Annotated in this window: 18 protein-coding genes; 7 read left to right on the top strand and 11 right to left on the bottom strand. The window is 72.2% G+C overall.

Annotation, left to right across the window (positions count from 1 at the left end):
* Nucleotides 1-22 precede the first annotated feature (22 nt).
* Nucleotides 23-1,042, top strand: coding sequence for a LacI family DNA-binding transcriptional regulator (locus tag QP939_RS33030; protein WP_285450150.1), 1,020 nt, complete (start codon nucleotides 23-25; stop codon nucleotides 1,040-1,042).
* On the opposite strand, the gene QP939_RS33035 is transcribed toward QP939_RS33030, so the two are convergent.
* On the bottom strand, nucleotides 1,032-1,940 hold the full coding sequence (locus QP939_RS33035) for an NADP-dependent oxidoreductase (protein WP_285459903.1): 909 nt from the start codon (nucleotides 1,938-1,940) through the stop codon (nucleotides 1,032-1,034). The genes QP939_RS33030 and QP939_RS33035 overlap by 11 nt on opposite strands.
* An 80-nt stretch (nucleotides 1,941-2,020) precedes the next feature.
* On the opposite strand from QP939_RS33035, the gene QP939_RS33040 reads away from it, so the two are divergent.
* Complete coding sequence (locus QP939_RS33040; RefSeq protein ID WP_285450151.1) at nucleotides 2,021-2,608, top strand: TetR/AcrR family transcriptional regulator; 588 nt, start codon at nucleotides 2,021-2,023, stop codon at nucleotides 2,606-2,608.
* Here QP939_RS33040 and QP939_RS33045 read toward each other — a convergent pair.
* Entirely contained in the window at nucleotides 2,570-3,769 is a 1,200-nt protein-coding gene (locus QP939_RS33045; protein WP_285450152.1) for an extracellular catalytic domain type 1 short-chain-length polyhydroxyalkanoate depolymerase, read from the bottom strand. The two genes, QP939_RS33040 and QP939_RS33045, sit on opposite strands and share 39 nt — an antisense overlap.
* A 171-nt stretch (nucleotides 3,770-3,940) precedes the next feature.
* Here QP939_RS33045 and QP939_RS33050 point away from each other — a divergent pair, with 171 nt between their 5' ends.
* A complete protein-coding gene (locus QP939_RS33050; protein ID WP_285450153.1) occupies nucleotides 3,941-5,287 on the top strand; it encodes a 3-hydroxybutyrate oligomer hydrolase family protein in 1,347 nt (448 codons plus the stop codon).
* 97 nt (nucleotides 5,288-5,384) lie between these two features.
* Here the strand turns inward: QP939_RS33050 and QP939_RS33055 are convergent, their stop codons facing one another.
* Nucleotides 5,385-6,341, bottom strand: a complete 957-nt coding sequence (locus QP939_RS33055) for a glycoside hydrolase family 6 protein (RefSeq protein ID WP_285450154.1) — start codon at nucleotides 6,339-6,341, stop codon at nucleotides 5,385-5,387.
* Between the two features lie 310 nt (nucleotides 6,342-6,651).
* On the opposite strand from QP939_RS33055, the gene QP939_RS33060 reads away from it, so the two are divergent.
* Together QP939_RS33060 and QP939_RS33065 are read left to right on the top strand one after the other, a co-directional pair.
* Nucleotides 6,652-7,044: a hypothetical protein gene (locus tag QP939_RS33060; RefSeq protein ID WP_285450155.1), complete on the top strand. Its 393-nt coding sequence runs from the start codon at nucleotides 6,652-6,654 to the stop codon at nucleotides 7,042-7,044.
* A gap of 36 nt (nucleotides 7,045-7,080) precedes the next feature.
* The gene (locus tag QP939_RS33065; protein ID WP_285450156.1) at nucleotides 7,081-7,356 is read left to right on the top strand and encodes a hypothetical protein; all 276 of its coding nucleotides are present in this window, start codon (nucleotides 7,081-7,083) and stop codon (nucleotides 7,354-7,356) included.
* 7 nt (nucleotides 7,357-7,363) lie between these two features.
* On the opposite strand, the gene QP939_RS33070 is transcribed toward QP939_RS33065, so the two are convergent.
* The 5 genes from QP939_RS33070 to QP939_RS33090 all read right to left on the bottom strand — a co-directional run bounded on the left by QP939_RS33070 (nucleotide 7,364) and on the right by QP939_RS33090 (nucleotide 12,183).
* Nucleotides 7,364-8,683: a DUF4474 domain-containing protein gene (locus tag QP939_RS33070; RefSeq protein ID WP_285450157.1), complete on the bottom strand. Its 1,320-nt coding sequence runs from the start codon at nucleotides 8,681-8,683 to the stop codon at nucleotides 7,364-7,366.
* Nucleotides 8,680-8,988 (bottom strand): hypothetical protein, encoded by a 309-nt coding sequence (locus tag QP939_RS33075; protein ID WP_285450158.1) that lies wholly within the window; start codon nucleotides 8,986-8,988, stop codon nucleotides 8,680-8,682. The genes QP939_RS33070 and QP939_RS33075 overlap by 4 nt, the downstream gene beginning before the upstream one ends.
* A gap of 105 nt (nucleotides 8,989-9,093) precedes the next feature.
* Entirely contained in the window at nucleotides 9,094-10,071 is a 978-nt protein-coding gene (locus QP939_RS33080; RefSeq protein WP_285450159.1) for a TolB-like translocation protein, read from the bottom strand.
* Entirely contained in the window at nucleotides 10,068-11,306 is a 1,239-nt protein-coding gene (locus tag QP939_RS33085; protein WP_285450160.1) for an MFS transporter, read from the bottom strand. The genes QP939_RS33080 and QP939_RS33085 overlap by 4 nt, the downstream gene beginning before the upstream one ends.
* A gap of 4 nt (nucleotides 11,307-11,310) precedes the next feature.
* Entirely contained in the window at nucleotides 11,311-12,183 is an 873-nt protein-coding gene (locus tag QP939_RS33090; RefSeq protein WP_285450161.1) for an alkaline phosphatase family protein, read from the bottom strand.
* Between the two features lie 269 nt (nucleotides 12,184-12,452).
* Here QP939_RS33090 and QP939_RS33095 point away from each other — a divergent pair, with 269 nt between their 5' ends.
* Nucleotides 12,453-12,947, top strand: coding sequence for a GNAT family N-acetyltransferase (locus tag QP939_RS33095; RefSeq protein ID WP_285450163.1), 495 nt, complete (start codon nucleotides 12,453-12,455; stop codon nucleotides 12,945-12,947).
* A 201-nt stretch (nucleotides 12,948-13,148) separates the two neighbouring features.
* Here the strand turns inward: QP939_RS33095 and QP939_RS33100 are convergent, their stop codons facing one another.
* Complete coding sequence (locus QP939_RS33100) at nucleotides 13,149-13,529, bottom strand: MerR family transcriptional regulator (protein ID WP_285450164.1); 381 nt, start codon at nucleotides 13,527-13,529, stop codon at nucleotides 13,149-13,151.
* 67 nt (nucleotides 13,530-13,596) lie between these two features.
* Here QP939_RS33100 and QP939_RS33105 point away from each other — a divergent pair, with 67 nt between their 5' ends.
* Nucleotides 13,597-13,923, top strand: a complete 327-nt coding sequence (locus QP939_RS33105) for a hypothetical protein (RefSeq protein WP_285450165.1) — start codon at nucleotides 13,597-13,599, stop codon at nucleotides 13,921-13,923.
* Here QP939_RS33105 and QP939_RS33110 read toward each other — a convergent pair.
* Together QP939_RS33110 and QP939_RS33115 are read right to left on the bottom strand one after the other, a co-directional pair.
* Complete coding sequence (locus QP939_RS33110) at nucleotides 13,920-14,213, bottom strand: putative quinol monooxygenase (RefSeq protein WP_285450166.1); 294 nt, start codon at nucleotides 14,211-14,213, stop codon at nucleotides 13,920-13,922. The two genes, QP939_RS33105 and QP939_RS33110, sit on opposite strands and share 4 nt — an antisense overlap.
* Nucleotides 14,214-14,240: 27 nt before the next feature.
* Nucleotides 14,241-15,470 (bottom strand): glycosyltransferase, encoded by a 1,230-nt coding sequence (locus tag QP939_RS33115; protein WP_285450167.1) that lies wholly within the window; start codon nucleotides 15,468-15,470, stop codon nucleotides 14,241-14,243.
* Between the last annotated feature and the right edge of the window lie 151 nt (nucleotides 15,471-15,621).

Here is a 15,621-nt window from a genome sequence, read left to right on the forward strand (position 1 = left end):
GATACACAGCTAGGCTGGGGGCATGTCCAGAGCCGAGCGCGTCACGATGGCCGACGTCGCGCGCCGGTGCGGGGTCTCGGCGATGACCGTGTCGTACTGCTACAACCAGCCGGACCGGGTCGCCCCCGAGACGCTGCGGCGCGTCCGCGAGGCCGCCGCCGAGCTCGGCTACCGCGGCCCGGACCCGACCGCGCGCTCGCTGCGCCGTCGCCACAACGGCGCCATCGGCGTCGTGCTCGGCGAACACCTCGCCTACGCCTTCGAAGACCCGCAGGCCCGCCGGTTCCTCGCCGGGGTCGCCGAGGTCTGCCGCGAACGCGGGAGCGGGCTGAACCTCATCCCGACCACCGGCGCGGCCGAGGACATCGAGCGCGTGAAATCCGCTTCGGTCGACGGCTACATCGTCTGGACCACCGTCGACACGGACCCGGTGCTCGCCGTCGTGTGCGGGCTCGGCAAGCCGGTCGCCGTCCACGGCGGCCCGGCCGTGCCCGGCGCGCGGGTCGTCGGCATCGACAACCGCGCGTCCGCCCGCGAACTCGCCGCGCGCACCTTCGCCGGAGCGCGGCGGCCCGCCGTGCTGAGCTTCCCCTTCGACCGCGACCGGCGGCCGCGGCTGGAAACCGGGCCGTCGCCGGACGCCGTGGCGTTCCCGGTCACCCGCGAGCGTCTCCGAGGCATCTACGACCGCCTCGGCGACACCGGTGGACTCCCGGTCGCGGTCGTGGCGCGCAACGACCGCGAAGACGCCGCGAAGATGGCCGACGCGCTCCTCGACACCGAACCCGACGCCGTCGTCGCCATGAGCGACCAGCTCGCGTTCGCCGTCCTCGACGCCGCCGGGCGCCGTGGGCTGCGGGTGCCGGAAGACCTCGCCGTCGCCGGGTGGGACGACGGCCCGGACGCCGAACGCGCCGGGCTCACGACCGTCACCCAGTCCCTGTTCGCCCAGGGCCGCGACTGCGCGCTGATCGCCCTCGGCGACCGCGCGCCGAAAACCGAAGCCGCGTGGCAGGCCACCGTGCGGACGACTACCCGCTGAGCGCGACCACGAGCTTTCCCCGCCGCGGCCCGCGTTCGGCGGCGACGTGCGCCGCGACGGCGTCGGTGAACACTTCCTCGACCGGCACGCGGAAGCGGCCCGCTTCGAAGAACGCGCCCGCGGCGGCGAGACCGTGCCGTCCGTGGGGCTGACCGCCCAGGACGCCGACGGAGACACGCACGCCGTGCGCCGGGCCGCCGAAGTCGGCGAGCGTGACGACCGAAGACGACGACCCGGTCAGGGCGACCAGCTCGGGCAGCGAGCCCGCCCCGGCGACGTCGAGGGCGGCGTCGACCGGGACCGGCACCCGCGCGGGCAGCCCGGGCCCGTACGGCACCGGGGTCGCGCCCAGCTCGGCGACGAACTCCTGGTTGCCCGGCGCGGCCGTGCCGACGACGCGAGCACCGCGCGCGAGCGCCAAGAGCGTGGCGATGCTGCCGACCCCGCCGGACGCGCCGTCGACCAGCAGGGTCGTGCCCGCGTGGACGTCGAGCAGGTCGAGGGCGCGGGTGGCCGTCTCGATCCCGGACGCGGCGCCGCCCGCCTGCGCCCACGGCATCGACGGCGGCTTCGGCGCCCAGAAGGCGAGGACGGCGAACTCGGCCGTCGCCCCGCCGAGGCGGGCGACGTCGACCGCGCCGAAGACCTCGTCGCCGAGCCGGACGTCCTCGACCCCGGGACCCACCTCGTCGACGACGCCCGCCGCGTCGACGCCCGGGATGTGCGGCAGGGCGACGGGCGAGCGCGACTTCCCCGCGCGGATCGCCAGGTCGACCGGCGAAACTCCGGCCGCGCGCACGCGGACGCGCACCTCGCCGGGGCCCGCGTGCGGCTCCGGGAGCTCGCCGGGGGACAGGACCTCGGGCGGCCCGAACCGCTCGAACCGGACTGCGTACACACTCACTCCCGGGAAGCTCCGACGGGCTGACGGCGCTTACCGTAGGAGTGATCACCGGACGGGAACGGGAAGTGAGAGACGTGCGCGACGATCCGGCTCGGAACCGGCGGGTGGACGCCGAGCGCAACCGCCGTCACCTCGTCGCGGTCGCGCACGAGGCGTTCGCGCGGCACGGCACCGGCCTGCCCGTGCGGGAGATCGCGCGGCGCGCGGGCCTGGCGCCGGCGACCGTGCACCGGCATTTCCCGTCGCGCGAGGACCTCGTCGCCGCGGTGTTCTCAAAACGCGCGCAGGTGTGCGAGCGGCAGCTCGGGGCCGCGCTGGCCGATCCGGACAGCCGTCGCGCGCTCACCCGGACCTTCCACCGCTTCGGCGAGTGGCAGGCCGCGGAAGGGCCGCTCACCGACGCCATGCTGGCCCGCCCGGCCTACGCGGCCTTGCGCCGTGAGCACAGCGACGCGTTCCGGCGGCTGGTCGAACGCGCCCGCGCAGACGGCGTCCTGCGCCTCGGCGTTTCGGTCGACGACGTCGCGATCGCGATGATGTCCTTGACGTCGGTGCGGTCGTTGCCGCCCGGTGAGGCGCCGTCGGCGGCCCGGCGCCTCACCTCGGTGCTGCTCTCCGGCCTGCTAGCACTGCCCGTCGGCGAGCACCCAGTAGCCCGGTGACGTCTCGCGCAGCGCGTGCGTGGTGAACGTGTTCCACAGCCCCATCGCCTGGTTGGAGCCGTTCGCGTAGGTCTGGCCGCCGCTCTGGTGCGCGCGCCCGGCTTGGGTGTGGGCGTAGTTGCTGGCGTTCACGCACGTGCCCGAGGGCGTCGACGTCGTCGTGGTGGTGGTCGGCGGCGCGGCCGTCGTCGTGGTCCCGGATCCCTTGTCCAGCCCGAAGAACACGCCCGTGTAGTAGCTGGAGCAGATCCCGGCGAGGAAGTACGCGCCGGTGCTGCCGCACTGCGTCGCGCCGGTGCCCGGGTCGACCGCCGTGCCGTGGCCCATGCCCGCGATCGAGTACAGCTGCACCTTGTCGGCGTACGTCGTCAAGGTCGTGCCGCCGGGCAGGGACTGCGTGCTCGTCGGCGTCTGGGAGATGCCGTGCACCGCCGTCCACTGGTCGCGCAGCTCGGTGCCGTTGACCGGGTAGACGGTGTAGTCGCCGGTGCCCTGCCAGATCGCGACGCGCGGCCACGGCCCGCTGTAGCCCGGGTTCTGCGCCGTCACCTTCGCCGCCCACTGCGCCGGGGACAGGTTCTGGTTGTTCTGCTGGCAGCTCGTCGCCTGCGTGACACTGGTGGCGCACTGCGCGGGCAGCCCGGCCATGATGCCACCGCCCGCGAAGACGTCGGGGTACGCGGCGAGCAGGTCGGCGGTCATCCCGCCGCCCGCCGAAAGGCCGGTGACGAAGACCCGCGCACGGTCGGAGCCGTGGTCGGTGACCGCCTTGTCCACCATGGACTTGATCGACGCGGCCTCGCCGTTGCCCCGGGTGTCGTCGGCGGTGGAGAACCAGTTGAAGCACTTCAGCGAGTTGTTCGCGGTCGACTGCTGGGGGAACACGACCTCGAACCGCCACCGGTCGGCCAGCTCGGGCCAGCCCGAGTGGGCGTAGTAGTCGGCGGCGCTCTGCGTGCAGCCGTGCAGGGCGACGACCACCGGGCGGCCGGTCTCGAGCCCGGCGGGGGTGTAGGTGTACATCGCCAGCGCGCCCGGGTTGTTCCCGAACGAAGAGATCTGGACCAGTGACGACGGCGGCGGATCCGCGGCGGCGACGCCGACGGTGGTGAGCACGGCCGCGGTGAGCGCGGCGAGTCCGGCGAAGGCGAGCTTGCGCATGGGGAAGTCCTTCTCGTCGTTGAGAGGGTTTCCCGCGACGCTAGGACGGGCGCGGCGCGCTGACCATGTGGCCGTCCACCACATCGGCGCGGGAATTCATGGTGACCGGCGGGGTGGTTCGCCGGTGGCGCACGCGCTTGGGTGCTGTCATCGGAAGACCGGAGGTGAACCGTGCGGGGTTGGCTGGTTTGGGTTCTGGCGGGCGCGCTCGTGACGGCGGTGCCCGCGTCGGCGTCGGCTGCGTCCGGGCGCTGCCGGGTGGACGTGCCCGGCGCCGAGAAGTCCGTCGCCGTGTGCCTCGACGACCTGACGACGACGGGCACGCTCGCGTCGGGCCACACCGTCGAGGCCGACTGGGCGGGGCTGACGTCGGCGGGATTGCCCGCGCCGAGCGGCGTCCCCGGCGTCCAGGTCGACGGCTACTTCCCGGACACGTCGACGGCCAACACGAACAACGGCTGGAACCACGACGCGCAGTTCGTCCTGCGGCTGCCGGACCGGTGGAACGGCGGCCTCGTCGTCTCCGGCTCGCCCGGCGTCCGGCGGCAGTACGCGAACGACCGCGCGATCGGCGACCAGGCCTTGGCCGAGGGCTACGCGTTCGCCGCGACGGACAAGGGCAACACGGGCGCGGCGTTCTTCACCGACGGCGACCGCCCCGGCGACGCGCTGGCCGAGTGGAACTCGCGCGTCACACAGCTGACACTGGCCGCGCGCGCCGCGGCGACCCGGCACTACGGGCGCCCGCCGACGCGGACACTCGCGGCCGGGTTGTCGAACGGCGGCTACCTCGTGCGGTGGCAGCTGGAGAACCGGCCGTGGCTCTACGACGGGGGCGTCGACTGGGAGGGGACGCTGTGGCGTGCCGATGGGCCGAACTTGCTGACGTTCCTGCCGCCCGCGATGAAGGCGTACCCGGCCTACGCCGCCGGTTCGGCGTCCGCGCACCAGTCCATTTTGGACGCCGGGTTCGCGCCGGGGTCGGAGTTCCTGTGGGACTACCACTACCGCGTCTACTGGGACCTGACCCAGCGGATCTACCGCGAGGAGGTCGACCCGTCGTACGACGGCGCGGTGCAGGCCGGAACTCCGTTCTGCGCCAGTGGAACGCCTTCCTGTGACGCCGACTACGACTACGCGTCCCGGCCCGCTTCGGTGGCGCGGGCGGTGGAACGGATCTCGCTGACCGGCCGGATCGGCAAGCCGCTGCTGACCCTGCACGGCACGCTCGACACGCTGCTGCCGATCTCGCGCGACTCCGACGTCTACGACGAGATGGTCACCGACGCCGGACGCGGGGCCCTGCACCGGTACTACCGGGTGGAGGGCGGCAACCACGTCGACGGGCTGGTCGACCAGTACCCGGACCGCCTGCGCCCGCTGGGCCCGTGCTTCCGGACGGCGTTCGACGCGCTTTCCGGCTGGCTGCGCGGAATCCGGCCCCCGGCATCGGCGACGATCGCTCGCCCGGCGAACGCGACCCCGGCCGAGCTGGCCCGCACCTGCTCCCTGGGCTGAGTCCCAAGCGCCCCAAGGCGGCCTTGGTTGCGTCTGACGCACCGAAGGCCGCCTTGGTTGCGTCTCACGCACCGAAGGCCACATTGGGGCGCTTGGGTCAGTCGCCCTTGATCAGGTGGTTGGCCAGGACCGGGCTGAACGTGCCCGCCGGGACTCCGGTGCCGTAGCCGCAGCTGCCGTCGGAGTCGCCCGGGACCTTGATCCACAGCTGCATCTCCGGGCCGCCGCCCAGCTGGGACGGCGCACCGAGCTTGCGCTTCGGCGGGTTGCACCACTCGGAGTCCGTGCCGTGGCCGTTGCCGTTGCGGCTGGTGTCCACCACGAACGGCGCCGCGTAACCCAGCGCCGAGTCGACCGCCTTGCCGTACGTCGTCGACTCGGCCGTCGTGTAGAAGTTGGACACGTTGAGCACGAACCCGTGGATCGACTGGACGCCCACCGACTTCAGCCGCGAAGCCATCGTCGCCGCCGGGATCCACGTCGCGTTGCCGCCGTCCAGGTACGCCCACGTGTTCGGCGCCTTCTGCGCGAACTGCGTCGCCGCGTACTTCAGCAGGTCGACGCGGTCCGTGCGGGCCGTGCCGGACAGGCAGTCGAGCTGGGCGAGCGCGTCCGGCTCGATGACCACGATCGCCGGCTTGCCGCCGATGCCGTCGGCGAACGCCGAGATCCACGCGCGGTAGGCGTCCGGGTTGCCCGCGCCGCCGGTGGACTCGCCGCCGCAGTCGCGGCCCGGGATGTTGTAGGCCACCAGCACCGGCAGTTTGTCGGCGACGTCGGCGGCGTAGGTGAACTTGTCCACCGCGGCACGGATGTCACCGCTCCAGTTGCCGAACCAGCGCGCGCCCGGCTTCGTCGCGATCGACGTCTTGATCGGGCCCGCGAGGCTGTCGTCCGGGTGGTCGCGGACCCACGTCGCCGGGTTCGAGTCCGGGTCGACGTAGAAGCCGTTCGTCTTCTCGAGGGGGTTGCCGTCGGCGGCGACGGCCGGGGTCGCGGGGGCGAGGCCGGTGAGCGCCAGCGCGGCGGCCACGAGCCAGGTCGAAATGCGCATTCCGCGAGTTTGCCGCGATGGCGTACACGAGCCGTACAAAAAGAAAAGTGAACCGCTCGCCGCCGGCGGCCGTACTACTGGGTGAGGGGCTTGTTCGGTCTACCCGAAAAAGGGGTCTGACCAGCGGTTCAAGCGCCGGATGGGCCACCCCGTTCGGCCGCTTGCGGGAGCGTGGCCCGTCGTTCATGATGGGCTTCCGGGGTCCGCGAAAGATTCGTTCACGGCGAATGTCCAGGTGTCGGCCATGTTTCGGAAGAACCGCAAGTCCGGAAGTGAACGCCATGCTGTTACCCGACTCCGGGGCCCGCTGATGGCCGCGGACCTGCCCGGCCTCGCCATCGTCGCGGGGCTCCTGCTCCCGGCGCTCGCCGCCGCGGCGTGGGCGATCGCGCTCGAACGACGGCCACGCCGGATCGCCGCCGCCGGCTCCGAGCCGGACTGGACGGTGGCCGGTATCCAGGCCCGCCTCCGCTTCGAGCAGGCCACCCGGCGCCTGGCCGAAGCGGGCACGATCGCGCTGCCGACCCTCCCGGTCCCGGCCCAGCGCGACGCTTCACCCGACCGGTTGCCGTGGCGGGTCCCGCGCACGCTCCCGCCGCCGGGCCCGCCGTCGGGCCGCGTCCTGGTGCCCCGGCTGGCGTTCGCGGCCCCGGACACCGAACTGATGCGGCGCATCCTCGACGGCCTGCGTCGCCTGGATTAGCCCCGCACCGGGGCCGGATCCCCTTAGGCTGGGCCCATGACTGACTCGAGCGGCCCCGGCCGGACCCCGGAAGAGCTGGCCGCCGCCCTGCGGGCCACGGCCAGGAGCGCCGCGACTTCGGCGTTGCGCGAAGGCCTGGAGGACATCGACGACCGGTACGGCCACGACGTCGCCGACCAGGTGGCCGGGCTGATCGACGTCGCCGAGGTGTTCGCCGGGCTGACCGACCCGAACGTCCGGGGTGGCCGGACGCGCCCGGCCGCGCGGGACGACGACGAACCGTGGGAGTTCAAGCCCGTGACGTCGATGTGAACGAGCCTCACTTCCGCCAGTCGTAGCTGAGCACCGGCGGATGGTCGGACACCTTCCGGACCGTGAGGTTCTGGTCGGGGTGCGCGGCGGCGTACCGGGCCATCTCGTCGTAGATCCGGTCGCGCATCTGCACGTCGCGCACCTCGATCGTCGCCCGCTGGCCCAGCTCGCCCGTCGGCACGTTCGGATCCGTGCGGATCGCCAGGTTCCAGTAGTGCTTCTTGTCGCTGCCGTCGGCGCCCTGGCCGTCGCTGGAGAAGTAGACCTCGCCGGTGCCCTTGTTGTAGATCTGCTGGGTCACCTTGATCTGGTCGTCGCCCTGGGCGGCCTTGTAGTAGCCGTCCGGGTCGTTCGACCCGGCTTCGCGCGTGTAGAACCCGACCTCGCCGCCGAACGCCCCGCCGAACCCGTAGCTGCCCTTCCACAGCTCCAGCCGGTACTGCTTGCCCGTCTTGGGGTCGGTGAACTCCATGTTGTCGCCGCCGTCGCTGGTGTGGTCCAGGTGCGCGCCGATGACCGGTTCCAGCTTGTCGTAGAGGTCGTGCCAGCCGAAGAAGCTCTGCACCGAATGCTCGCCGGTGGTGTAGTAGTCGCCCTCCGGGACGTACTCGAAGCCGAAGTAGTCGTAGATCTTCCGCGCGACGTCGGGGTCCTGCATGACCGTGTCCCAGTCGCCCTTGAGCAGGGCGATGCGCAGCTTCGGGTTCTTCGCCACCAGCTCGGCGAGGCCGGGGATCTCCTTGAGGATGATGGCGGCGATCTCGGCCGGGTTCCGCTTCTCCGAGCCCGCGAGCTCCCAGATCCGGCCGGTCTTGGTGCGCAGCTTCGTGCCCTCGATGAGCAGGACGGCGTCGTAGGTGGTCACCACCCGCTGCATGTCGGCCAGCAGGACGGCGGCCTTGCCCTTGATGATCTTGTCCTGCGCCCAGGCGACGACGAGGTGACCCTTGCCGTGCCCGAGGTCGTTCCAGATGGAGTCGAGCTTCGCCTTCAGCGAGTCGGCTTCGCCGCGCTTGTCCCGGGCGTCCAGCTGGGCCTTCGCCAAGGCGTCGCGGATGACCTCGAACGATCGCGCCGACTCTTCGAGGTCCTCGGCCTGCTCGTCGCGGTTCTTCTTGAAGTCCTCCAGCGAAGAGAGCGCCTTCTCGCCCGCCCCGCCCTGCCAGCCCTCGCTCAGCTCGACGCGGACGCTCTCCAGCAGCGCCTTGGCGTCCAGGACCGCCTCCTTGGTGGTCCGGCAGGCGCGGGCGCGGTCGTCCAAGTCGGTCGTGCTGCCCTTTTCGACCTTGTCGGCGAGGTGGTGGATCTTCTCGAACAGGTCGCTCATCGGTCGATCCGCCCGAGGTTCTTGTCCAGTGACTTCAGGAACGTGTCACGGGCCGCGAGGTCGATGCTGTCATAGCTCTTCGCGGCTTTTTGGATGCTTTCGACCAGGTTGGCGACCTGCTGCTCGGCGGCCCGCAGGTCTTCCTGCCGGGTCAGCAGCCAGACGTCGTAGTCGCCGGCGAACGCGCCGGCCCGGTCGGTGGCGCCGACGTTCGGGGACCCCGCCGCGGACAGCGTCGGCGGCTTCCCCGCGCCGAGCTTCGCCGCGGCCTTGCTGATGTCCGCGACATCGACTTCGAACCCCACCGGACTTCCTCCCCGTGCGCCCGCGAGTGACACGATTCGGTGGCAATGTAACACCGATGCCGTGGTGAGACGTCCGGCTCGCGTGTCCGGTTCCGGCCAATCGCCTCAGCCGAGGGCCGCGGGGGACTCGGCCTCGGGGATCAGCAGGCGGGCCGCGCCGGAGCCGTCGGCCGGGACCGCCCAGACGTCCGCGTGGCCCGGTGACCGGGGCACGCCGTACCCGATGGTGTGCTCGTCGAGCCAGGCCGGCTGGTCGTCGACGCTGCGGGTCTCCGCCAGCGGGGTCACCGTCGAGCGTGCCAGGTCCAGCACCGCCAGCCGCCACCCGCGGGCCGGATCACCGTCCACAGCGGACTTGAACGCCACCCGCGTCCCGTCCGGGGACAGCGACGGGCACTCGACGTTCTCCCGCAGCGTGCGGACCGTGTGCGCGGCGAAGTCGCCCGCGACGAGGTAGCGGTGACCCGCCGTCGACATCGTCGCGTAGAAGTGGCGGTCGTCGCGGGTGAACGTGACGCCCCAGAAGTTGAGGTCGGCCGCCTGGTACGGCTGCCCGTCCACCGTGACCGTGTAGTCCTCGAGCGTGCCCGCCAGCTCGCCGGTCGCCGTGTCGAGGATGCCGGCGCGGGTGGAGAACATCCCGCCGTTGTACGAATCGCCGGTGACGAACACCGTCCACGCGAGCATCCGGCCGCTCGCCGACACCCGCGCCCGGTTCGGCAGGCCGACCAGCGGGATCTCCCGCTGCGACGCCAGGTGCGCGTCGAGCACCACCAGCTGGTAGGTGGTCAGGTCGCCGTCCGGGCGCAGGCAGAGCCCGGTGCCGCCGGCGGCGTACACCCGGCTGCACGAGAGCGGCGACACCGTCCGCGCGCCGCCCGGGTCGGTGGCGGACACCGTGGCGACGTGCCCGCGGTCGGCGTCGGCGGTGCTGCGGAACAGCAGCCGCGGGCCGGGGGAGAGGCTCACCGCGCCGGTCGCGGCGACGTCGTGGCTTCGCGCGCTCGCGAACCCGACATACGCGACCGCGACCCCGGCCAGCACGAGCACCCCGGCGATCGCGGCGAGGATCCGTCCCTTCACGCGGCCCTCCTCGGGGCGAGCACCACGAACGTCACGCCGATCGCGACCACCGCCGCGCCCGCGGCGACGCCGATCGCGGGCTCCGGGCCCCAGAACTGCCACGCCAGTCCGAAGAGGACGGACGAGGTGAAGTACGCGAGCGCTTGCGCCGTCTGCACCAGCGAAATCCCCGTGGTGCGCAACGACTCCGGCAGCAGCGGCCCGGCCAGCGCCATCAGGACGCCGTCGGTCGCCGCGTAGAAGGCGCCGTACAACGCCAGGGAGAGCGCGAACAGCGGCCAGCCGGACACCGGTCCGGCCAGCAGCAGGTAGACGAGCGCCAGCGCGCCGTAGCCGCCGAGCACCACGGGCAGCCGCCCGACCCGGTCGGCCAGCGCGCCCAGCGGCGCGGCGAGCAGCAGGTAGGAGAGGTTCGTGCCGACGGCGAGCAGCGGGAACCAGCCGGTGGCGACGTCCTCTTTGTGTTGCAGCAGCAGGTAGACGAAGCCGTCGCCGACCGTGGCCAGCCCGAGCACGCACGCGGCGACGAGCAGCCGCCGCACGCCGTGGCCGCGCAGGAGCGCCACCGCCGCCTTCGGGGAGACCGGGTTCGCGGGCCGCGGGGTCCGGCGGTCGCGGACGAACAGCACCAGCAGCAGCACGCCGATCGCGGCGACGCAGAAGCTGACGACGAACACGGCGTCGAACGCCGCGGGGTCGGTGGCGCCGACCGCGGCCAGCACGGCGAGCGCGACCAGCGGCCCGGCGAACGCGCCGACGCTGTCCATCGCGCGGTGCACGCCGAACGCCCGGCCCAGCAGGGGTTCGGGTGCCGACAGCGTGATCAGCGCGTCGCGCGGCGCCGTCCGCAGGCCCTTGCCGGTGCGGTCGAGCGTGATGACGGCGCCGATCGCGGCCGCCGACGCCCCGGCCGCCAGCAGGCCGAGCTTCGCGACGGCGGAGAGCGCGTAGCCGACCCCGGCGACGGCCTTGCGCCGCCGCACTCGGTCCGCGACGTAACCGCCGACGATCCGCAGCAGCGCCGTCGCGCCGGTGTAGAGGCCGTCGAACAGGCCGTACGCCGCGGGGCTCAGGTGCAGTCCGAGCACCAGGTAGACGGGCAGGACCGCGGTGACCATCTCCGAGGAGACGTCGGTGACCAGGCTGACGGCGCCGAGCGCGAAGACGTTCGCGCCGACCGCCGAGAGCTTGCCCTTCGCGGCGTGCTCTCGGCGGCCGATGGTGGCGAGGTACACGCGGTTACTGCCAGACGTCGAGGATCGGCGACTTGCTCGCGGCGCCGCCGATGCCGGGCAGGCCGTAGGACGCCTCGATCGTGCGCAGCACGGTGTAGTGGTTGATCGATTCGCTGTAGCTGCCGACCTTGACGTGCGCGCCGGTGAACGTCGTGAAGATCTGGTTGACCGACGTGCCGCTGTCCTCGTCGAAGGTGACGATCAGCAGGCTGTTGTGCGTCTTGGCCCACTGCGCGTAGGCGTCGAGGTGGTTCTTCAGCCAGGTGTCGCCGGTGCCGATCGAGCAGTCGTGCATGTCGTTGCACATGTCGGGCGTGACGAACGAGACGGTCGGCAGCTGGGTGAAGTCGGTGGGGAAGGTCGAGTAGCGGACGTTGCTCGCGGCCGGGACGTTGGAGAAGTCGACCCAGCTGTTGTGCTTGCGCCGGTAGGTGCCGCTGGAGCAGCCGGTGTAGCCGTCGGAGGGCATGGCTTCGGAGTAGCCCTTGAAGGACTTGCCGGCGTCGAGCAGCTGGCGGCCCAGGTTGGCCTTCGAGCCGAGGTTGGCCGGGCAGCTGTCGTCGGTGACGCCCTGCGTCGCGCCGGAGAAGAGGGCGACGTAGTTGGGCTGGCTCGGGTGGGTGATCGCGAAGGAGCTGGTGAACTTCGCGCTCTGCGAGGCGAGGGCGTTGAAGTAGGGGGCGCTGGAGCTGCCGTTGATCGAGGAGTACTTCTTGTTCTCGAACATGACGAGGACGATGTGGTCGAACGCCGGCACGGTCGACGCGGTGGGCCGCACGGCCGCGGACTCGGCCGATCCGGTGACGACGGCCGCGGTGGCGACACCGGCGGTGACCAAGGTGGCGGCGAACGCGGCGAAGATCCGCTTGCGGATCATGGGTCCTCCAACGGTGGCGGGTGAGGGCGCCTCATGATGTCCGCGGGAGGGGACCGGGGCGTGCCGTGCCGTGGTCCGGCTCGTGAACACCAGGGAACCTCCGGCGGACAACGGAAAGAGTGGGTTAATGGCTTTCCGGTGTCAACCTCCTAAGGTAGGTGTCCACAGTGGCCGGTCAGGGAGCCGACCGGCGGTGGTGACCGCCCGTCGCGGCCGGCGCGCGGATAAATGCGTTGGTGACGGCCGCGCGGGCTCGGCAGGATGGCCGGGTGCTGTTGCCGACGATCCGCGAGGCCCGCGAAGCCGACTGGCCGGGGATCTGGCCGATCATCCACGACGTCGTCACCGAGCAGCGGACGTTCCCGTACGACCCGGCGATGACCGAGGCCGACGCGCGCCGGATGTGGCTGCAGGGCCGGGTCGTCGTCGCGCTCGACGGCGAACGGGTGGCCGGGACGGCGAACATGTACGCGAACCGGCCTGGTCCGGGGAGCCATGTCGCATCGGGGAGCCTGATGGTCGCGAAGGAGGCGCGGGGCTCGGGAGTGGGCCGGGCGCTCGCGCAGGACATGGTCGCCTGGGCGCGGCGGGCAGGGTTCGCGGCGATCCAGTTCAACGCCGTGGTCGAGGTGAACACCGCCGCGATCCGGCTCTACGAGAGCCTCGGGTTCGTCACCCTGGGCGTCGCGCCCGGGGCGTTCCGGCACCCGGAGCTGGGTGAGGTCGGCTTGCGCATCATGTGGCTGGACCTGCGCGCGGCCTAGGGCTGTATCGAAATCGGTCGGAGCCGTTCGGCCATCGCGGCCCACCTACGCCTCGCCCTCTACGCTGCCGCCGGTGGCCCGCTCGTCAAAGGTCTTGAATGAGTCATTCAGGTCTTCGGAGGTCCTGAATGACTCATTCAAGACCTCGGCGGAAGCAGCGGCTGTCCATGCCGGACTCCGGCGCCGACTTCGAGACAGGCCCTAGCGGCGGCCGCCATCACCGAGCAGGCGGCAGCAGCCCGCCCGGCAGGCCGCCAGGTTCTCCTCCGCATTGTCGCGAACCCGTTGCAGCGCCGCGATCCGCTCGTCCAGGCGGGCCACCACCGCCTCCAAGCGCCACCGCTCCGACTCGCACGTCGCGTCGCCCGTGTCGTGCGCTCGCAACACGTCCACCACCTCGTCCAGCGTGAACCCCAAGTCCTGCAACGCCTTCGCCGATCGGATCCGATCCGCCGCCGATGGTGGGAACTCCCGGTAGCCGGACGGGCGCCGGTCCGCCGCGGGCAGCACCCCGCGTCGCTCGTAGAAACGGACCGTGTCCACGCTCACCGCCGCCGCGCGGGCCACCTCGCCGATCTTCACGGACTTCTCCCTTGACTCTGGACCTGACTCCAGACTCTACGCTCGGAATACCCGAGAGGAGCCCGTCATGCAGATCCCGCCCGCGTCGACCCCCGTCGCCTGCGACATGTCGAACGCCCGCGACACCCCCGAAGAACGGCTCGCCGAGTACCGGCGGCTGTTCGCCACCGCCCTCACCGCCCGGGAGCGGACCGGCCTCGGCATCCGGTTCCGGTTCCGCGCCGGCCCCGGTGTCGAGGAGTGGGTCCGCGACCTCGCCGCCCGCGAAAAGGCGTGCTGCCCCTTCTTCGGGTTCGCCGTCACCGTCGAGGGCGGCGAGGTCCGCTGGGACGCCGCGGTCCCCGACACCGACGCCGCCAAGGCCGTCCTCGAGGACTTCTACGCCCTCACCTAGTCGAACGGCCCCGTCGTCCGGGCGACGACGTGCTTGCGCACCCCGCTCGCGTCGAACGCTGCCTCGGCCGTCGGGGCCGGGGCCACCTTCCGCCACGCCGTCAGTGCTTCCTCAGACTCCCAGTGCTCGATCATGTTGATCCGCCCGGGATCGAGCGCGTCGGGTGAGATCGCGACGTCCAGGCAGCCCGGGTGTTCGCGCGCCCGCTCGACGACCACGCGGAACCCCGCCACGAAGCGGTCGCGGTCGGCGGGCTCGACGTACACCGGTCCGGCGATGATCACGGTCATGACGAGAATCCTTTCCGAGGGGGGCCTTCACCCGACCGACGAACGGCGTCCCGGGAAACCGACACTCAGCGGCACCGTCGCCAGCAGCTGACGGGCCGCGACGCTCGCGCCGTCCGTCCGGACCTTCCCGGCGAACTGCCGCGCGCGCGTCGCGACGTCCGGCCGCAACGCCGTTTCGAGCGCCGTCGCCAGTGTGTCGGCCGTCGGGACGCCCGGCTCGGTCGCCGCGCCGAGACCCAGCTCGCGGACCCGGCCCGCGAAGTAGTGCTGGTCGTACATCTGCGGCACGACCACCTGCGGTGCGCCCGCGCGGGCCGCGGTCGTCGTCGTGCCCGCGCCGCCGTGGTGGACGACCGCGGCGACGCGCCGGAACAGCGCCTGCTGGTTGACCTCGCCGATGCCGAAGCAGTCCGGCTGCCCGTCCGCCGCGGCGAGGCCCGCCCAGCCGCGGGCGATCACCGCGCGACGGCCGTGCGCCCGCGCGGCCGCGAGCATCGCTTCGGCGAGCTCGCCCGGCGCGCGCATGCTGCCGAACCCGAAGTACACCGGCGGCTCGCCCGCGTCGAGGAACTCCAGCAGGCCGGGCGGCAGCGGCCGCTCGTCCGGCCAGACCCACGCCCCCGTCTGGACGACGCGCGGGTCCTCCGGCTCCGGCCACGGGGCCAGCGCCGCGTCGGCCGCGAGCCACGGCCGGTCGGTGAAGACGTGCGCCTGGAGGTCGTCGACCGGGTCCTGGCCCACGGTCGCCCGGCATTCGTTGACCTTTTCGCCGAACATCAGATTCCAATGCTGGGCGTCTTCGGCCCAAAGGGCGCGGTTTTCCGCCTTTCCGGGCGACCGCCACGGCATCGGCGGCGGCGCGTGGTGCTCCGAGGGCAACGTGATGGGGCAGAAGCTCGCGTAGACGTACGCGGCGCCCGTCCGTTGCGCGATCGAGCGCGTCGCGAACTGCAAGGCCCCCGCGGCCACCAGGACGTCACATCCTTCGGCCGCCACCGCGACGGTCTCGAACTGCGTCACGACGGTCTCTTCGGTGGCTTTGCGCAGCTCTTCGGGGGTGGGACGGCGCACGGACGCGGTTCCGCGCAGCTCCGGGCCGATCGGCACGACGTCGAACCCGAGCTCGTCGAGCCAGGCGCGGAAGTCGGGCGGCACGCACAGGCGCACGTCCTGCCCGAGCGCTCGCAGTTCGGAGGCGAGCGCCACCACCGGCTGGACTTCGCCTCGCGAGCCGATCGTGGACAGCAGCACACGCATGAAGATTCCCCTCGCCGGAAATGGTGAGCCCGAATTGTGGACCCGCACCCGGGTCTTGCCACAAGTCCCGGGGTCGGATATACATTCAAGTGGGGAGAGGGAAATCTTTTCGCGGCCGACTCTGGCCGGAACCCGATCATGCGCGTCACGC

Source organism: Amycolatopsis nalaikhensis (genome assembly GCF_030264295.1).
In the GTDB taxonomy this organism is placed as follows: Bacteria; Actinomycetota; Actinomycetes; order Mycobacteriales; family Pseudonocardiaceae; genus Amycolatopsis; species Amycolatopsis nalaikhensis.

Excerpts from the sequence above, each read along its gene's own strand:
- QP939_RS33060 (WP_285450155.1), top strand. The coding sequence starts at position 6,652 with ATGGCCGCGGACCTGCCCGGCCTCGCCATCGTCGCGGGGCTCCTGCTC.
- QP939_RS33055 (WP_285450154.1), bottom strand. The coding sequence starts at position 6,341 with ATGCGCATTTCGACCTGGCTCGTGGCCGCCGCGCTGGCGCTCACCGGC.
- QP939_RS33045 (WP_285450152.1), bottom strand. The coding sequence starts at position 3,769 with ATGCGCAAGCTCGCCTTCGCCGGACTCGCCGCGCTCACCGCGGCCGTG.
- QP939_RS33115 (WP_285450167.1), bottom strand. The coding sequence starts at position 15,470 with ATGCGTGTGCTGCTGTCCACGATCGGCTCGCGAGGCGAAGTCCAGCCG.
- QP939_RS33065 (WP_285450156.1), top strand. The coding sequence starts at position 7,081 with ATGACTGACTCGAGCGGCCCCGGCCGGACCCCGGAAGAGCTGGCCGCC.
- QP939_RS33090 (WP_285450161.1), bottom strand. The coding sequence starts at position 12,183 with ATGATCCGCAAGCGGATCTTCGCCGCGTTCGCCGCCACCTTGGTCACC.
- QP939_RS33030 (WP_285450150.1), top strand. The coding sequence starts at position 23 with ATGTCCAGAGCCGAGCGCGTCACGATGGCCGACGTCGCGCGCCGGTGC.
- QP939_RS33110 (WP_285450166.1), bottom strand. The coding sequence starts at position 14,213 with ATGACCGTGATCATCGCCGGACCGGTGTACGTCGAGCCCGCCGACCGC.
- QP939_RS33105 (WP_285450165.1), top strand. The coding sequence starts at position 13,597 with ATGCAGATCCCGCCCGCGTCGACCCCCGTCGCCTGCGACATGTCGAAC.
- QP939_RS33070 (WP_285450157.1), bottom strand. The coding sequence starts at position 8,683 with ATGAGCGACCTGTTCGAGAAGATCCACCACCTCGCCGACAAGGTCGAA.